Source organism: Nocardiopsis gilva YIM 90087 (genome assembly GCF_002263495.1).
In the GTDB taxonomy this organism is placed as follows: domain Bacteria; phylum Actinomycetota; class Actinomycetes; order Streptosporangiales; family Streptosporangiaceae; genus Nocardiopsis_C; species Nocardiopsis_C gilva.
Window position 1 is genome coordinate 1,089,338 of sequence record NZ_CP022753.1, and the last position, 15,502, is coordinate 1,104,839.

The 15,502-nt window shown below is 68.9% G+C and carries 11 protein-coding genes and 1 pseudogene; 4 read left to right on the forward strand and 8 right to left on the reverse strand.

The window, feature by feature from the left end:
• The first annotated feature begins 92 nt into the window (after positions 1 to 92).
• Positions 93 to 1,235 carry an acetyl-CoA C-acetyltransferase gene (locus CDO52_RS05255; RefSeq protein ID WP_017620254.1) on the forward strand — a complete coding sequence of 381 codons (1,143 nt, stop codon included), beginning with the start codon at positions 93 to 95 and terminating at the stop codon, positions 1,233 to 1,235.
• Between the two features lie 122 nt (positions 1,236 to 1,357).
• On the opposite strand, the gene CDO52_RS05260 is transcribed toward CDO52_RS05255, so the two are convergent.
• From CDO52_RS05260 to CDO52_RS05275, 4 genes and pseudogenes are all read right to left on the reverse strand, one after another.
• A complete protein-coding gene (locus tag CDO52_RS05260) occupies positions 1,358 to 2,578 on the reverse strand; it encodes a winged helix-turn-helix domain-containing protein (RefSeq protein WP_026126087.1) in 1,221 nt (406 codons plus the stop codon).
• A gap of 174 nt (positions 2,579 to 2,752) precedes the next feature.
• Positions 2,753 to 4,690: an acyl-CoA dehydrogenase family protein gene (locus tag CDO52_RS05265; protein ID WP_017620252.1), complete on the reverse strand. Its 1,938-nt coding sequence runs from the start codon at positions 4,688 to 4,690 to the stop codon at positions 2,753 to 2,755.
• Positions 4,691 to 4,967: 277 nt separating this feature from the next.
• Positions 4,968 to 6,392: a sensor histidine kinase gene (locus CDO52_RS05270; protein WP_017620251.1), complete on the reverse strand. Its 1,425-nt coding sequence runs from the start codon at positions 6,390 to 6,392 to the stop codon at positions 4,968 to 4,970.
• 230 nt (positions 6,393 to 6,622) lie between these two features.
• A pseudogene (locus tag CDO52_RS05275) lies at positions 6,623 to 7,339 on the reverse strand (response regulator transcription factor); the annotation flags it as partial.
• 342 nt (positions 7,340 to 7,681) lie between these two features.
• Here CDO52_RS05275 and CDO52_RS05280 point away from each other — a divergent pair.
• From CDO52_RS05280 to CDO52_RS05290, 3 genes are all read left to right on the forward strand, one after another.
• Positions 7,682 to 8,485, forward strand: a complete 804-nt coding sequence (locus CDO52_RS05280; RefSeq protein ID WP_083919995.1) for an exodeoxyribonuclease III — start codon at positions 7,682 to 7,684, stop codon at positions 8,483 to 8,485.
• Positions 8,486 to 8,684: 199 nt separating this feature from the next.
• Positions 8,685 to 9,593: a ribokinase gene (gene rbsK, locus CDO52_RS05285; RefSeq protein ID WP_017620248.1), complete on the forward strand. Its 909-nt coding sequence runs from the start codon at positions 8,685 to 8,687 to the stop codon at positions 9,591 to 9,593.
• 1,213 nt (positions 9,594 to 10,806) lie between these two features.
• Positions 10,807 to 11,397 carry a hypothetical protein gene (locus CDO52_RS05290; RefSeq protein WP_152471767.1) on the forward strand — a complete coding sequence of 197 codons (591 nt, stop codon included), beginning with the start codon at positions 10,807 to 10,809 and terminating at the stop codon, positions 11,395 to 11,397.
• Here the strand turns inward: CDO52_RS05290 and CDO52_RS05295 are convergent.
• Genes CDO52_RS05295 through CDO52_RS05310 form a run of 4 tightly spaced genes read right to left on the reverse strand, consistent with a single transcriptional unit; the run spans position 11,394 to position 14,925 of the window.
• The gene (locus tag CDO52_RS05295; protein WP_152471766.1) at positions 11,394 to 12,701 is read right to left on the reverse strand and encodes an ATP-grasp domain-containing protein; all 1,308 of its coding nucleotides are present in this window, start codon (positions 12,699 to 12,701) and stop codon (positions 11,394 to 11,396) included. The genes CDO52_RS05290 and CDO52_RS05295 overlap by 4 nt on opposite strands.
• On the reverse strand, positions 12,670 to 13,905 hold the full coding sequence (locus CDO52_RS05300) for an MFS transporter (protein ID WP_017620246.1): 1,236 nt from the start codon (positions 13,903 to 13,905) through the stop codon (positions 12,670 to 12,672). The genes CDO52_RS05295 and CDO52_RS05300 overlap by 32 nt, the downstream gene beginning before the upstream one ends.
• Positions 13,895 to 14,275 (reverse strand): hypothetical protein, encoded by a 381-nt coding sequence (locus tag CDO52_RS05305; protein WP_017620245.1) that lies wholly within the window; start codon positions 14,273 to 14,275, stop codon positions 13,895 to 13,897. The genes CDO52_RS05300 and CDO52_RS05305 overlap by 11 nt, the downstream gene beginning before the upstream one ends.
• Complete coding sequence (locus CDO52_RS05310; RefSeq protein ID WP_017620244.1) at positions 14,272 to 14,925, reverse strand: YqcI/YcgG family protein; 654 nt, start codon at positions 14,923 to 14,925, stop codon at positions 14,272 to 14,274. The genes CDO52_RS05305 and CDO52_RS05310 overlap by 4 nt, the downstream gene beginning before the upstream one ends.
• Between the last annotated feature and the right edge of the window lie 577 nt (positions 14,926 to 15,502).

Here is a 15,502-nt window from a genome sequence, read left to right on the forward strand (position 1 = left end):
CCGCTGAACAGTGCCCCGCCCCCTTGCCAGGGGAATGAAACCGAATATGGTTCGGTCAAGACGTACATCCGAGGTCCCTCCAGGAGGACACCGTGGCTGAGGCATTCATCGTCGGGGCCGTCCGTACACCAGTAGGCACCAAGAAAGGGGCGCTCGCGGGCGTCCACCCGGCCGACATGGGGGCTCATGTCCTCAAGGAGCTCGTGAACCGCACCGGGGTCGACCCGGCGGCCGTCGAGGACGTGATCATGGGCTGCGTCAGCCAGGTCGGGCCGCAGGCGCTCGACCTCGCGCGCACCGCCTGGCTCTCGGCCGGGCTGCCGGAGACGACCGCGGGTGTGACCATCGACCGTCAGTGCGGCTCCTCCCAGCAGGCCGTTCACTTCGCCGCGCAGGGCGTCATGTCCGGTACCCAGGATCTGGTGGTGGCGTCCGGCGTCGAGAACATGGGCATGGTGCCGATGGGCGCCAACGTGCAGTTCGCCCTCGACAACGGGCTGCAGCTCTTCGGCGAGGGCTGGCTGAAACGCTACGGGATGCAGGAGATCTCGCAGTTCCGCGGTGCCCAGCTGATGTGTGAGAAGTGGGGCTACAAGCGCGAGGACCTGGAGCGGTTCGCGCTGGAGAGCCACCAGCGGGCCGCCGCCGCCCGCGATGCCGGGCACTTCGACGGCGAGATCGCCCCGATCGGCGGGCTGGCTCAGGACGAGGGTGTGCGCCCTGACACCACCCTGGAGAAGATGGCCGAGCTGAAGGCGCTGCGCGATGGCTGGGAGCTGACCGCGGCCGTCGCCAGCCAGATCTCGATCGGCGCGGGCGCCCTGCTGATCGCCTCGGAGCGCGCGGTGGAGCAGCACGGGCTGACTCCGATGGCCCGCATCGTCCAGCTCGCCCTTCAGGGCGACGACCCCGTCTACATGCTCACCGCGCCGATTCCGGCCACCAGGGTCGCCTTGGACAAGGCCGGGCTGGGCATCGACGACATCGACGTCACCGAGATCAACGAGGCGTTCGCCCCCGTGCCGCTGGCCTGGACGCAGGAGCTGGGTGCCGACCCGGCCCGCGTCAACCCCAACGGCGGCGCGATCGCCCTGGGGCATCCGCTGGGCGCCACCGGGTCGATCCTGATGACCAAGCTCGTCCACGAGCTGCGCCGCACCGGCGGTCGCTACGGCCTGCAGACCATGTGCGAAGGCGGCGGCCAGGCCAACGTCACCATCGTCGAGCGGGTCTGAGAAGCCCCGGCGGGCCCAGGGCGGGCCGGGGCCCGCCCACGCCCTTTCCGTTGATCTCGGGAGTATCGCCCGAATAATCGCCGACATTCGGTCGATAACCCCGAGATCAACGGGGGAGCGGGTTAGGCCGGTCCCGCTCCGTCGGCGACGCCGTTCTCCAGGCCCAGCCACGCCGCCATCCGCGCCAGCTCGGCCCCCAGCTCCTCGGCGGTCTCCGGCGGAGCGCCGTCCTCCAGCGTCGTGCGCCGCACCTGGAGCATCCCGGCCTTGCGGTCGGCCTTGAGGTCGACCCGCGCGACCAGGCGGTCACCGAGCAGGAACGGCAGCACGTAGTACCCGTGCACGCGCTTGGGCGCGGGGACGTAGATCTCCAACCGGTAGCGGAAGCCGAACAGCGCCTCGGTGCGGTCGCGCTCCCAGACCAGCGAGTCGAACGGGCTGAGCAGGGCGCGGGCGTCGACGCGACGCGGCACGCGGGCGCCGCGGTGCAGGTAGGCGGGGCGCTGCCAGCCCTCGACGCTGACCGGCACCAGCTCGCCGGCGTCGACGAGGTCGTTCAGCGCGGCCCGGGCCGGGGCGGACTTGAGCCGGAAGTAGTCGCGCAGGCACTGCTCGGTGGCGACGCCGTGCGCGCGGGCCGCGATGGCCATCAGCTCGCGCCGGGCCTCGTCCGGGTCGGGGTCGGGTGCGTTCCACACCTCGGCCGGGAGCACCCGTTCGGGCAGGTCGTAGCGGCGCTCGAACTGCTTGGTGCGGCCGTGGGCGGTGACGTCACCGCACCAGAAGAGGTACTCCAGCGCCTGCTTGACCAGCGACCAGTTCCATCCCCAGTGCTCTTTGGCGCGCGGGGCGTCGTGCTCCAGGGCCGCCTCGACCTCCCGCGAGGTCGCCGGACCGATCCGCTCCACCTCGGCGCGCACCGACTTCACCAGCTCCGGGTGGCTTTCGGCGACCCTGCGCATGGCGCCCCACGCCTCGTCGCGGGCGCGCCGCATCCGCCAGCGCAACAGCCGGTGGGTGGAGGGCGGGATGAGACTGGCCTCGTGCGCCCAGTACTCCACGAGCCGCCCGCCGCGCCGTGTGCTCGCGCGATCCAGCAGCCCGCGGTCATAGTCGCCGATCCGCGCGAACACGGGCAGGTACTGGCTCCGGGACAGCACGTTCACACTGTCGATCTGAATGACCCCGACCCGGTCGATCACCCGCTGCAGATGCCGCGCCGTCGCGGCCCCCGACGGCCGCCGATCGGCGAACCCCTGCGCCGCCAACGCGATCCGACGAGCCTGAGCGAGGGACAGGACGGAGTCACGCCGGGGGTGCGGCGCGGGGGGAGATTCGTACATGCGTGCTAACGTACCGGCGTTGATCGCCGCGTGCCACTCCCGTCCCGATACCGGTGATCACCGTGGCAGGAGCCCCGGCAGTGACAGCGGTGATCACGGCGACTGCCGGGGCAGGCCGCACGAACCGGGGACTCTCGCCGTGATCACCGGTGCGATAGGGCGGCAGAGGACCGCTCACCCCATCTTGCGGTGGACGTCCTCCTTTTCCGAGGGGCCGGGCGTGGCGGGGGCGATCAGGGGGCCGGGGACGGAGGGGTCGATGACGCCCTCCTCCATCCACGTGTACTGGTCGTCCAGGACACGGCGGGCGAGCTTGCCGTCGATGGTGTCGGTGTTGAACCACAGGTCGTTGAAGAGCCGGTCGATGCGCAGGCGCGACTGGTGGCAGAAGGTGTCGGCCAGCTCGTGGGCGCCCTGTCGGCGCTCGGGGTGTTCTTGGCCGTCGCTGTGGGCGCGCAGGACGACCGCGGACATGGCGAACAGCTCCGCGCCGATGTCGACGACGCGGGAGAGGAAGCCCTCCTTGGTCTGCATCCCGCCCTGCCAGCGCGACATGCCGTAGAAGGTGGAGCGGGCGAGCTTGCGCGCGTGGCGCTCGACGAACCGCAGGTGCCCGGCGAGCGGCCCGAACTCGGTGTAGGAGGACGGGTTCTGTCCCTGGCCGACGATCAGCGTGGGGAACCAGGTGGCGTAGAAGCCGCTGGCGCGGGCGAACGCCTTGGCCTTGGCAGCGTTGTCGGCGTCCGGGTCGATGATGTCCCCCGCCACGGCCAGGTGGGCGTCGACCGCCTCGCGGGCGATGAACAGGTGCATGATCTCCGTGGACCCTTCGAAGATCCGGTTGATCCGCAGGTCGCGGAGGATCTGCTCGGCGGGGATGCCGCGTTCGCCGCGCGCGGCCAGCGAATCGGCGGTCTCGAAGCCGCGCCCGCCCCGGACCTGCACCAGTTCGTCGGCGACCTTGTAGGCCATCTCCGAGGCCCACAGCTTGGCGATGGCGGCTTCCAGCCGGATGTCGTTGCGCTCGTCGTCGGCGAGCTGCGAGGCCAGGTCGACCATGGCCTCCATGGCATACGTCGTGGCCGCGATGAAGGAGATCTTCTTGGCGACCTCCTCGTGCTCGCCGACCGGCCGCCCCCACTGGACGCGCTCGCGCGCCCACTCGCGGGCGATCTTGGTGGACCACTTGCCCGCCGCGACGCACATCGCCGGCAGGGACAGCCGCCCGGTGTTGAGCGTGGTCAGCGCGACCTTCAGGCCCTGACCCTCCCCGCCGATCCGGTTGGCCGCGGGCACGCGCACCTGGTGGAACCGGGTCACGCCGTTCTCCAGGCCCTTCAGGCCCATGAACCGGTTGCGGTTCTCCACGGTGATGCCCTCGGAGTCGCCCTCCACGACGAACGCCGTGATACCGCCGCGGTGTCCCTCGCTCTTCGGGACGCGGGCCATGACCACGAGCAGGTCGGCGACCACGCCGTTGGTGGTCCAGAGCTTGACGCCGTCGAGGAGGTAGGCCTCGCCGCCCTCGGTGGGGGTGGCGGTGGCGCGCAGCCGGGCCGGGTCGCTTCCGACGTCGGGTTCGGTGAGCAGGAACGCGCTGATGTCGCTGGCGGCGCAGCGCGGCAGGAACCGCTGCTTCTGCTCCTCGGTGCCGAACATCTTGATCGGCTGCGGCACACCGATCGACTGGTGCGCCGACAGCAGGGCGCCGATCGCGGGGGAGACCGATCCGGCGAGGGTGAGGGCGCGGTTGTAGTACACCTGGCTCAGCCCGAGCCCGCCGTAAGCCTGGGGAATCTTCATGCCGAGCGCGCCCAGCTCCTTCAGGCCGCGCATGACCTCGTCGGGGATGCACTCCTCGCGCTCGATGCGCTGGGCGTCGATGGTCTCGCAGTACTTGCGCAGCCGGGCGAGGAACTCCTCGCCGGTGCGCTCCGCGGCGGCGTCCGGCCGCGGGTAGGGGTGGACGAGGTCGAGGCGGAGTCGGCCGAGGTACAGCTCCTTGCCGAAACTCGGGCGGCGCCACTCCTTTTCTCGCGCAGCCTCGGCGACCGCGCGGGACTGCCGTTCGTCCACACGCTCGGAGCCGACATCAGGATTCACCGCGGTCATACGGGGATCACCTCATCACGGGGGAGCCACGCGCAACGGTCCGTCAAACCGTCGGGCGGTGCTGCGGCACGGTGCGCGGTGGAGCCGGGTACGTGTGCGTCTGTCTGCGTCGTCCAACGTGCAATACACGTGGCGTATGTCACTTGATTACCCGCCAGTAGCCCGGCTGAAGCATCCTTCGCGGCGTTCTCGCATCCGAATCGGGGCGGTCTCGTGCCGCTCCCGCCCCCGCCGGGCCGCGTACCCGGGATCCCGCCCCCGGGACCGGGGCCACGGCTCACGCCGCCGTGTCGTCGTGCCGGAGCGGAAGCACCACCGTGACCGCGGTGCCCGCTCCGGGCGCCGAGGTGATGTCGACGTCCCCGTGGTGCGCGGCCGCGATGGCGTGCACGATCGACAGCCCCAGCCCGCTGCCGCCGCCCGGCTCGCGCGTGCCCCGGTAGAAGCGGTCGAAGGCGCGCCGCAGGTCTTCCTCGCTCATCCCGGGGCCCTCGTCGCTCACCCGCAGTACGGCGACGCCTTCGGCGTCCCTGCTCTCCAGCCAGACGGCGGCCTGGGTCCCCGCGGGCGTGTGCTCGCGGACGTTGCCCAGCAGATTCGCCACGACCTGGCGGATGCGCGCCTCGTCCACATCGCACCACAGCTCCTCGGGGGCCTCCAGCGAGATCGCGCGGTCGGGCTCCAGCGTGCGGCCGTCCTCGACCATGTCGCGGACCGCCGAGGCGAGGTCGGCGCGGCCCAGCTGCAGGGAACCGACCCGGTCCAGCCGGGCCAGTTCCAGCAGCTCGGCGACCAGCCGACTCATCCGCTCCGCCTCGTCCTCGATGCGGCGCATGGCATCGGGCAGCTCTCCGGTGGGGATCGCCCCCTGCCGGTAGAGCTCGGAGTAGCCGAGGATCGTCGTCAGCGGAGTGCGCAGCTCGTGCGAGGCGTCGGCGGCGAACGCGCGGACGCGCTGCTCGGAAGCGCGCTGGGCGTCGAAGGCGTGTTCTAGGCGGCGCAGCATCGTGTTGATCGCCCCCGCGAGCCGCCCGGCCTCGCTGAAGGACTCCGATCCCGGCATGCGGGCGGACAGGTCGGAGCCGGTGCTGATGCGGTCGGCGGTCGTCGCCATCCGGCTGAGCGGTTCGAGGCCGCGGATGATCAGCCAGCGTCCGGCCATCGTGAGGGCGGTCAGCAGCAGGAGGACGGTGATCAGCTGGGTGAGGACCAGCTGCCAGGAGTACTCCTCGCGGTCGTTGGTGGGCACGCCGGTGACCAGGATCGAGCCGGTCCGCATCCGCGCGGTCGCCCGGTGCGGGGGGACGGACGCGTCGCCCCCCTCCAGCTGGAAGATCTCGCCGTCGCGGGCGCGGGCGGTGAGCTCCTCCAGGGGGAGCGCCGCGATGCGGTCGAGGACGACGTCCTCGCGCATGGCGTCGCCGAACACCTGCTGGACGTCGCCGGTACGGGGGTCGAGCAGCACCACGATGTAGGGGGAGGAGCTGGGTGCGTCCACGCCCACCGGGGGGATGTCGTTGTCCAGCCGCACCATGGCGCGTTCGGCGGCGAGCACGAGCTGGGCGTCGAGTCGCTCGGTGATGAACGTCCGCAGGGTCAGGAAGCCGACGACGCAGGTGAGGAGGAGACCGGCGCCGGTGACGCTGAGCAGCCCGATGAGGAGTCGCGCGCGCAGCGATCGGCCGGGCACTCCGTGCAGCATCTGGTGGTCCGTGCTCCTGCTCGTTCGGGATCGGTGGCCGGTGGTGGCTGGTGGTCAGCGGCCGGTGGTCCGTCGTGTCTGGTCTAGCTGTCCGTGCCGTCCTGACGGTCCTGCGGCGGCGCGCCGGTTCCGCTCCCCGTGTCGGGTTCGGGCGTCGGCCGCCCGTCCGATGACTCGTCCTTCCCCTTCCCCGGTCCCTCGTGTCCGGAGGAGGCGTACACCTCCGCCTTGGGCACGCGGATCGAGTACCCGACACCGCGCTTGGTGTGGATGAGGGCCGGACCCAGGGGGTCGAGCTTGCGCCGCAGGTAGCTCACGTACGTCTCGACGATCTGGGACTGGCCCGCGTAGTCCCAGCCCCATACGTTCTCCAGCAGCTGCGCGCGGGTCAGGATCCGCCCGGCGTGGTTCATCATGTAGGCGAGCAGGCGGAACTCCGTGGGGGACAGCTCGACGGGCACGCCGGCCCGGCGAACGCCCCACGTCCGCTCGTTGAGTTCGAGGTCGGCCACGCGCAACACGCCGTGTTCGTCGCGGGTCGCCTCGGTCACGGCGGTTTCCTCGCGCCGGGTACGCCGCAGCATCGCGTGGATCCGGGCGATGAGGGCCTCGACGGAGAAAGGCTTGGTGACATAGTCGTCACCCCCGAGGGACAGTCCGGTCACGGTGTCCGAGGGGGTGTCGCGGGCTGTCAGGTAGATCACCGGGACGTTGTCGCCGGCGTGGCGCAGCCGCTGGCAGATCTCGAAGCCGCTGATGTCGGGAAGCATCACGTCGAGCAGGATGAGGTCGGGGTGGCGCTCGCGCGCCAGGGTGAGACCGTCGCCGCCCGTCCCGGCGGTGCTCACGCTGAAGTTGTGGAAGCGCAGTGCGGCTTGTACGAGTTCGCGGATGTTGGGCTCGTCGTCGATCACGAGCACGTGGGGGTGTGTCGTGGCCTCGATCATGTGTCACCTCGGAGATGGGGCCCATGCCCCAGCGGATTCAGTCCCCATGATGCCGTAGAGCGGGGGCGCCCTTGGTGGGACACATGCGTCACGCTGGGCAATCACCCGATTTCATGGGGCGAATCCGCGGGATCTTGTGAACCGGGAGGGCGCGCCGGACATCAAATCTGACGTGGCGGACCACGGTTCGTACGCGTGCCGGGGTACGTGCGGAGAGGTCTCGGTGTGGAGGACGGCCACACCGAGACCTCGTTCCACTGCTACGGCACCGTCCAGCGGTTCCACTCCACGCCCCGCCGTCGGACGCCTTCGCGCGGGCGCGAGGGGCGCTAGCCTGGCGGTGTGCGAATTGCTACGTGGAACGTGAACAGTATCCGGGCGCGAGCCGAGCGGGTCGCCGCCTGGATCGAGCGCAGCGATGTCGACGTCGTCGCCATCCAGGAAACGAAGTGCCGCGACGACCAGTTCCCGGCGACCATCTTCGCCGACCTCGGCTACGAAGTCGCCCACCACGGGCTGTCGCAGTGGAACGGCGTCGCGATCGCCTCCCGGGTCGGGCTGGACGACGTACGGATCGGTTTCCCCGAGCAGCCGGGGTGGGGCGACCCCGCCGCTCCGGAGGCCCGCGCCATCGGCGCCACCTGCAACGGCGTCCAGGTCTGGAGCCTGTACGTGCCGAACGGGCGCGAGATCGACGACCCGCACTACACCTACAAGCTGGACTGGCTGGAGAAGCTGCGCGCGTACGGCACGACGCGGTTGGCCGAGAAGCCCGACGCGCAGATCGCACTCTGCGGTGACTTCAATGTGGCCCCGCAGGACGACGACGTGTGGGACATGGCCGAGTTCGAGGGCAAGACGCACGTGACCAAGGCCGAGCGCGAGGCGTTCACGGCGCTCGTCGACGCTGGATTCGCCGAGGTCGTCCGCCCGTACGCCCCCGGGCCGGGCGTCTACACCTTCTGGGATTACCAGGCGCTGTCGTTCCCCAAGAAGAAGGGCATGCGCATCGACTTCGCCCTCCTGTCCCCGGCGCTGGCCGGACGGGTGTCCGGCGCGAAGATCGACCGTGAGGAGCGCAAGGGCAAGGGGGCGTCCGACCACGCCCCGGTGATCGTCGACCTCGACGGCCCGTCCGAAGCTTAGTACCAGGACACAGGACAGAAGAGCGCATGAGCGGCGTTCCGCCGTCCGCGACGGTCCCGCCGCCTCACCGCAGGTGAAACCGGCCCACGGCGCAGCGCCGTGGGCCGCCTTCTTGGGCGTCTTCGCCAGGGATCGGCCGCCATCCTCCGACCCCCACGGCGTGGAACCGGTGCGGCCGGCGGCCGGTAACGTACCTCCCGTGACTGGAGCAGCAGCGCCGCGCATCGCGGTATTCGGCAGCATCAACATGGACCTCGTCGCCTACGTGGACGTGGCCCCGTCCAGCGGGGAGACCGTCAGCGGGACGGCGTTCCGCGAGGTCCCCGGCGGCAAGGGGGCCAACCAGGCCGTCGCGGCGGCGCGGGCGGGGGGCGACGTGTCCTTCCTCGGAGCCGTGGGCGACGATGCGTTCGGCACGCAGCTCCGCAGCAACCTGGTGGAGACCGGGGTCGACGTGTCCGGGCTCCGAACGGAGGAGGGGTCGTCCGGCATCGCGCACATCGTTGTCGAGGACAGCGGGGACAACCGCATCATCGTCGTCCCCGCCGCCAACGGAACGGTGACCTCCTTGCGCGCGGGTGACGAGCGGCAGATCGAGGGTGCGGCCGCGCTGCTGCTGCAGCTGGAGCTCCCGATGGACGGGGTGATCGCGGCGGCCCGCGCCGGACGCGGGCTGGGCGTGCCCACCGTCCTCACCCCGGCCCCGGCGCGCGAGCTGCCGGACGAGCTGCTCGACGCCGTCGACCTCATCGTGCCCAACCAGCACGAGGCCGCCGCCATCACCGGCGAGACCGAGCCGCGCCGTGCACTCGATGCGCTCCTCCAGCGCGTCCCGGAGGCGATCATCACCCTGGGTGAAGACGGTTCGATCCACGGTCGCCGCGGCGCGGAGCCCGTCACGGTCCCGGCCGACAAGGTGACGCCCGTGGACACGACGGCCGCCGGCGACACGTTCTGCGGCGCGTTCGCCGTGGCCCGTGCCGAGGGGCGTGCTCCCGCCGACGCACTGCGGTTCGCCTCGGCCGCTTCCGCGCTGTCGGTGCAGCGGCAGGGCGCGGGGACGTCGATGCCCACCCGCGCGGAGATCGACTCCTTCATCGCGGGCTGAGGCGGCGCTGGTCTTCCCGCCCGGTCGGCCAACGCGCACCTGACGCAGGCGGCCGGGAAACTCTCACACCGCGAAGTAATTGAAAAGAGTCCTTGGTCCACGATTGCGTGTTGTGTTCATCACACGCCGACGGCGGAAAGCCAGGCTCAGGCGGTGATTGCGGCGATTCGTCGTTGATGGGGGGATGTGGGGGGTTCGAAGTTTCCCTACAGTTCTGCCGAGGTGTGCCCCCTGAGGAGCAGCTAGCTCAGGGCCGCCAGCCGGAACTCCTGGCATCGCCCGCAGAGCGGTGGGTGCCAGGTGCCCTCCCATCGAGAGATCTGCGAACCCAATGAGCGGTGATCATCCAGGGCCGAACGGTCCGCCCAGCCCGTCTCGAAGCGCACGGCGTCGACAGGAGCGCCGGCGCAAGCGCAGGCTGATGCTGGCCTCGGCCGGCCTCGCCGCCGTCGGCCTGGTCGGTGGCGGTGCGGCGCTCTACAGCGCGGGTTCGTCCGCGGAGCCCGAGGTCCAGGTGGATGATCCGCCCGCGCCGAGTCGGCAGCCGTCGGCGTCCGCGCAGGGCGGCGGAGGCGGCCGAGGCGGCGGCCCGATCGAGGCCTCGGCGAAGGCGAGTGCGCGTGCCGACGGGGGGTCCGCTGGCACTGAAGGACGTTCAGCCTCCGGTTCCGCCGGTCGCGCCCGGGAGACCCCCTCTGATTCGCGTCCGGGACAGGGGACGTCCGGAGAGAGCAGCTCGTCGACCGACGCGGACGGTCCGGAGCCGTCGAAGCCGAAGAAGCCCGAGAAGTCGAAGGATCGGTCCGAGAACCCACCAAAACGCGATCCCGCCCCCGGCCCCGGCCCCGGCCCCGAGCCTCAACCGGATCCGAGTCCCGGCCCACCGGACCCCGACCCCGAACCGGCCCCAGAGCCGTCGGGTGGAGACGATGGCGGATAGTAATGGTGCTCTCCGGGACAACACGCACCGAAGTGCGGTATACCGGAACCACCGGTGTGTCGGTCGAGAGGACGTGAACCGCGCGACGCGCGTCCGTTCCCCTGTCAGGTGATCCCGCGGGTGAGGAGACGCCGACGGCTTGCCAGAGCGCGTCCCGTCGGCCGTGGCCGAACGCTGGAGACTGTCCGATAGACGACCTGCCGCGTCCGAGGAAGCGACGAACCTCGGAGCGCCAGGCGCCTTCCCCCATCGAGAAGTCTGCGATCGATGTCTATGAGCGGTGACCCCCAACTCTCGCGGCGCGCGCTGAGGCGCGAGCGGCGACAGCAGCGGCGGAGGAACGGCATGCGGCTGGCCGGTGCCGGCCTGTTCGCAGTGGTCCTGGTCTTCGCGGGTGCGGCGCTGGCCGCCTTCGACTTCTCCGGCGCTCCCGAGGGGCCGAAGGGTGATGATGCTCCACGGGATGCCTCGATCTCGGAGCTCCAGGGAAATGACGGGGACAGCTCCCCCACCAAGCCCTCAGCCGACCCCAGCCCCGTCACGGCCGACAGCACGACCAAGGAAGAGGGCGAGACGGAGGACGAAGACGACGCCGAGGAGACGCCGGAGTCGGAGTCCGACACTGAGTCGGAGACGTCCGGTCAGGACTCGGCCACGTCGGAACCCCAGCGCCCCGCGGTCCCCCAGTCCGGGGGATCGGCCGACGACCCCGCACAGCCATCGAACCCCGACACCCCTGTCGACCCCGCCCCTGAGTCCGACTCCGGTTCAGGCTCGGGAAGCGAGCCTGAACCTGAATCCGAACCGAAGGACGAGAGCGGTGGCAAAGACGATTCCTGTACGGCCTGGTGGCTCATCTGCTAGGCGGGGTGCCGCTGCTTCCCCCGGAAGACGGCGTCGAACTCTGCTCGCACTCGGAGGCAGCGCTCGTCCAGTTCCCGCTTGTTGTCCGCGGAGATGAAGGCCAGCCCTAGCGACAGCGCGTCGAGCAGGGAGCGGGTCGCCGGATACTCCGCACCCTGGGTGGCGTTGATCGTGACGTCGAGGACTCCGGGCAGGGCCATCAGCTCCTCCTCGACGGGGCGATCGCGGCACTGCGTCGGCTCGTCGAGGTTGAAGAAGATGACCGCTCCCCACTGCGGCAGCGAGTAGCTGCCGCCGGACGCCGAGAGCGGTTGCTCCGCCAAGAGGTGGGCGATGTATTCGCACTCGCGGTGGATGTGCGACGTGCCGGTGAGCTTGAAGGTCTTCAGCGGCTGGCCGGCCCCGTGGGCTCGCGCACCGAAGTCGATCATGCGGGGGCCGACATCGGGGTTGTACATGACCTCCATGTGCCCGGCGCCGACGCGTACCCCGAGCGCGTCGAGCACCGCCGTGGCGTAGTCGCAGATGATGCCAGCGGGGGCTTCGTCCGGCGCCAGCCATTTGATCCGCTCGTAGACGAAGTCACCGTTGGCGGAGACGCGCTTGTCGTAGCAGCTGACGCCCAGGACCTCGTGCACTCCGTCATGGGAGAAGGTGTCGACCACATACTCCGTCTGCGGATGCGGGTACAGCTCCTGCACCAGGGCGTTCGGGCGGTCGCCGAAGAAGCCCGGCGCGGTCGTGATCGACCGCACCGCGTCCACGAGTTCGGCGGACGTCGAGACCATGCGAACGTCGACCGATCCCGCGCCCATCGACGGCTTCACCACGACGGGGGCGTCGGCGACGAAGCGCGCGGCGTCATCGGTGTTCAGGCTCTCTGCGACCGGAATCGCGACCGTCTCCAGGCTGGGCACACCGCTGGCGGACAGCGCGGAGAACATGAACTCCTTGTCCCACCGCGGACGAGAGTCGCCAGGGCTGTTCGCCGGGCAGCCGGGCAAGTGTTCCCGAAGGTACTCACACAGGCCGATGCCGGACTCAGAACCCGCCACGACGTAGCCGACCGCGTTGTCCCGGCAATACGCCAGAACACGATCGGCAGAACCGTCGAAGTCGCCCTCGAAGCTGAGCGCGCCGGGGGTCGCCTCCGTACGCAGCCCTCCGATCCTGGCGCGTTCCGTGTCCAGGAGGATCACGGGGATCCCCGCGTCGGCCAGCAGCGGTGCGTACAGCGCACCGGAACTGACCGGGTCGACCACAAGAACAGATTTATACCGCTGCTCCGACGCGCTGATCGTCACTGGACGTACTCCTTATTCCTGCGAACACCGACGCCACAGCGAGTACGGCGCCGATCACGATGACCACGACCCAGAACAGAAACCGGTCGTGCAGAACTCCCCATGCGCCGATCCCGGGGCCCAATGCGATACCAGCCGACTGGGCGGCGGAAAGGTAGCCCTGATAGCGGGCATTTTCTCGGGGGCGGGCGATGCGTGCCACGGACGCGTTCGCCAGGGGCGCGAACACTGCTTCGCCGAGGGAGAAGACAACGAACGCGCCGATGCAGATGACCCAACTGCTGGCGATCCCGCAGACGGCCAGGCCGACCGCGGTGGCAAACACCCCCAGCGCATAGGCGTGGCTCCATTTGAATTTCGCCGTCACCGTACTCAGCGGGAGCTCGGTGAGGACGATGATGATCGGGTTGATCAGCAACAGGAGCGCATAGAGCCGGTCGCCATTGTCCAGGCGCTGTACCGACAGCGGAATCCCACTCTGGTGCTGTGCGTAGATGGCGATCGTGACACCGAAAACGGCGATGACGGTCCACAGCCTCGCGCGCCTCATCGTGGAGTACATCTCGGTGGGCTGGGCGTCCGCGCCTGCTGCCGCACCGCCGTCGCCCTCGTGAGCCGCGCGCGCGGCCTCGCCCAGCCTGCTCCGTGAGACAAAAAGAACCACGAACGCCGCCAGGGATCCCGCGGCAGAGAGGATGAACAGCAGCCTGAAATCGACGAGCCCGAGAACCCCGGCGATGGCCGGTGCGACGATCGACCCGACATTGAGGAAGATCCGGTAGAAGGCGAAGGCGGTCACGGTCGCCCCCTCATACCCCGAATCCGTGATCAGAGTGGCCGAGGGCCCGACAAAGGACTGCGACACCGCGACACTCACGGCGGCCACGAGAATGGACACGACGATGTCGTCACTGAACAGGGCGAGGATGACGAGCAGCGGCACATTGAGCAGCGATCCGAACACAAGAACCGGCGCTGATCCCACCTTCTCGGCGATCCGCCCCCCGACCACGGCCCCGAGGACACCCGCCACCCCCACGACGAGGAGTGCGATAGTGATGGTATTGGCGCGCACATCGAACGACTGAAAGAAAATCGCCGAAAACAGCGCCAGGAACCCGACGGACCGGTTCAGCAGCGTCGCTATCGAGACGATCCAGATCTGCGCTGGAAAGTGCCGAACGGTATCGAGATTAAGCTTCAACGGTCGCCTTCATCGGGTCGCTGTATGTCGTCGTCACCGCGGCTTTCCCGCCTTCGGGGATGATGAAGTAGATGCAACCGTCCTCCCCAGCGGTCGACTGGTGGATTGTGTGAGCCGGGAGCTCGATCCGGGCCCCGCTCCCGACCTCGCCGGACGTGATCGTCCGCTCGTTGCCCTCGGCGGCCACGTACTCCAGCACCATCGATCCGTCGAGGACGACGAGCGTCTCGTGGACCGCGTGACTGTGCCATGCGTGCACCTTGGCCGGCTGGTCCCGCTGCAGCTCGATCCCACCCTGTTCCGGAAGGTATCGCGCTGCGACGTCGGCAACGCCCAGGCTGCTTTCTTCCAGGATCAACGGAGTGCTCATGACAGGTCGCTCCCCTCGCTGTTGAACGAGACCGGGCATCGACCCAGCGCGATGGTGTCGCTCCCGTCGTCCAGGTAGTACTGGCGCCACTCGTTGTTGGACGGATCCCCGTAGTCCCCCAGCATCTTTGTCAGGGGCGCCCGGTCATACTCTCCGATTCGATCACGGATGATTTTTCGAGCGTTGTCGCCTGTCTTTGTGTTCGGCTGGATATCGTCGAAGACGAAGCGGGGTTGGAAGGTGATGGCCACGCGCTCGAAACTGCGGCTCCGCCGATCGGTATGCAGTTCGGTGTTGACCACCACGAACATGGGGGTACCGTTGAAGCAGAATTCGAATCGGGCATCTTCGGTGTCCACGGCGTGCTCCGCTGGCCACGGCCGCGTGTCGCGCTCGGAGGTGGCACGGAGTAGGTTCCAGAATTCCCGATAGTAACTCTCGTGGGAACGCTCGTCTGCTTCCCAAGACTCGAAGAAGACAACGAGCGATGTTCGCTTGCCGAGCTCCTCGCAGACGTTGGTGAATGAGCGAAGGATGTCGGCAAGCTGGTCGGCGTGATTTCCGCTCCGGACGAAGCCGTAACGCAGCGTCTTCCGCGCGACAGCGTCGACACCAAATATGCAAGGGAACTTATCCGTCGGATCGAGCATTCGATTCTCGAACGAGATGATCGATGCTGTCTCCCACGAGTCCCGCGGGAACGGTGACGAGCCCGGCGGAACGAGCAGGACATCGAGACGCGCAGGCGCCGGTTCGAGACACACAGGCATAGGAATAAGTACCCCCGGTTCTTTCCCATTGCCAATGATGGGTGACGCAACAATGTATCCACTGGATGACGTGGATTATCGCAACGCTGATGCGAAGTAGTGCAGCCAAGTGGTCGCAGATAGCGACACCAGGTGCGTTTTCAAGGAATCGACATACGTTACGAGGATCGGAATGCGTTCCCGGCGGCCGCTGCTGGCTGTGGGGGCATTATCCGAGCTTTCGGTATAATTGACTCTTCCTTGATTCCCCGCTGGGCGAGCGTCATTTGTATCCGATCCGAACCTCGGATTGGCACGATCAGCAACATAGGATGAACCCATGGCGGAGGTCAAGTCTTTAGTTGGCTGCTTTGTGGAAGCGCATAAGGCAAGCCATCGGCAAAAAGGAACTTGACCATGTGAAGATCGCCCCAGTTCATGATGGGGGTGCAGGTAAAATATGAACTACAACGAAGGG

Coding starts and splice junctions, on each gene's coding strand:
- CDO52_RS05260 (WP_026126087.1), bottom strand. CDS start 2,578: ATGTACGAATCTCCCCCCGCGCCGCACCCCCGGCGTGACTCCGTCCTG.
- CDO52_RS05265 (WP_017620252.1), bottom strand. CDS start 4,690: ATGACCGCGGTGAATCCTGATGTCGGCTCCGAGCGTGTGGACGAACGG.
- CDO52_RS05270 (WP_017620251.1), bottom strand. CDS start 6,392: ATGCTGCACGGAGTGCCCGGCCGATCGCTGCGCGCGCGACTCCTCATC.
- CDO52_RS05290 (WP_152471767.1), top strand. CDS start 10,807: ATGAGCGGTGACCCCCAACTCTCGCGGCGCGCGCTGAGGCGCGAGCGG.
- CDO52_RS05305 (WP_017620245.1), bottom strand. CDS start 14,275: ATGAGCACTCCGTTGATCCTGGAAGAAAGCAGCCTGGGCGTTGCCGAC.
- CDO52_RS05310 (WP_017620244.1), bottom strand. CDS start 14,925: ATGCTCGATCCGACGGATAAGTTCCCTTGCATATTTGGTGTCGACGCT.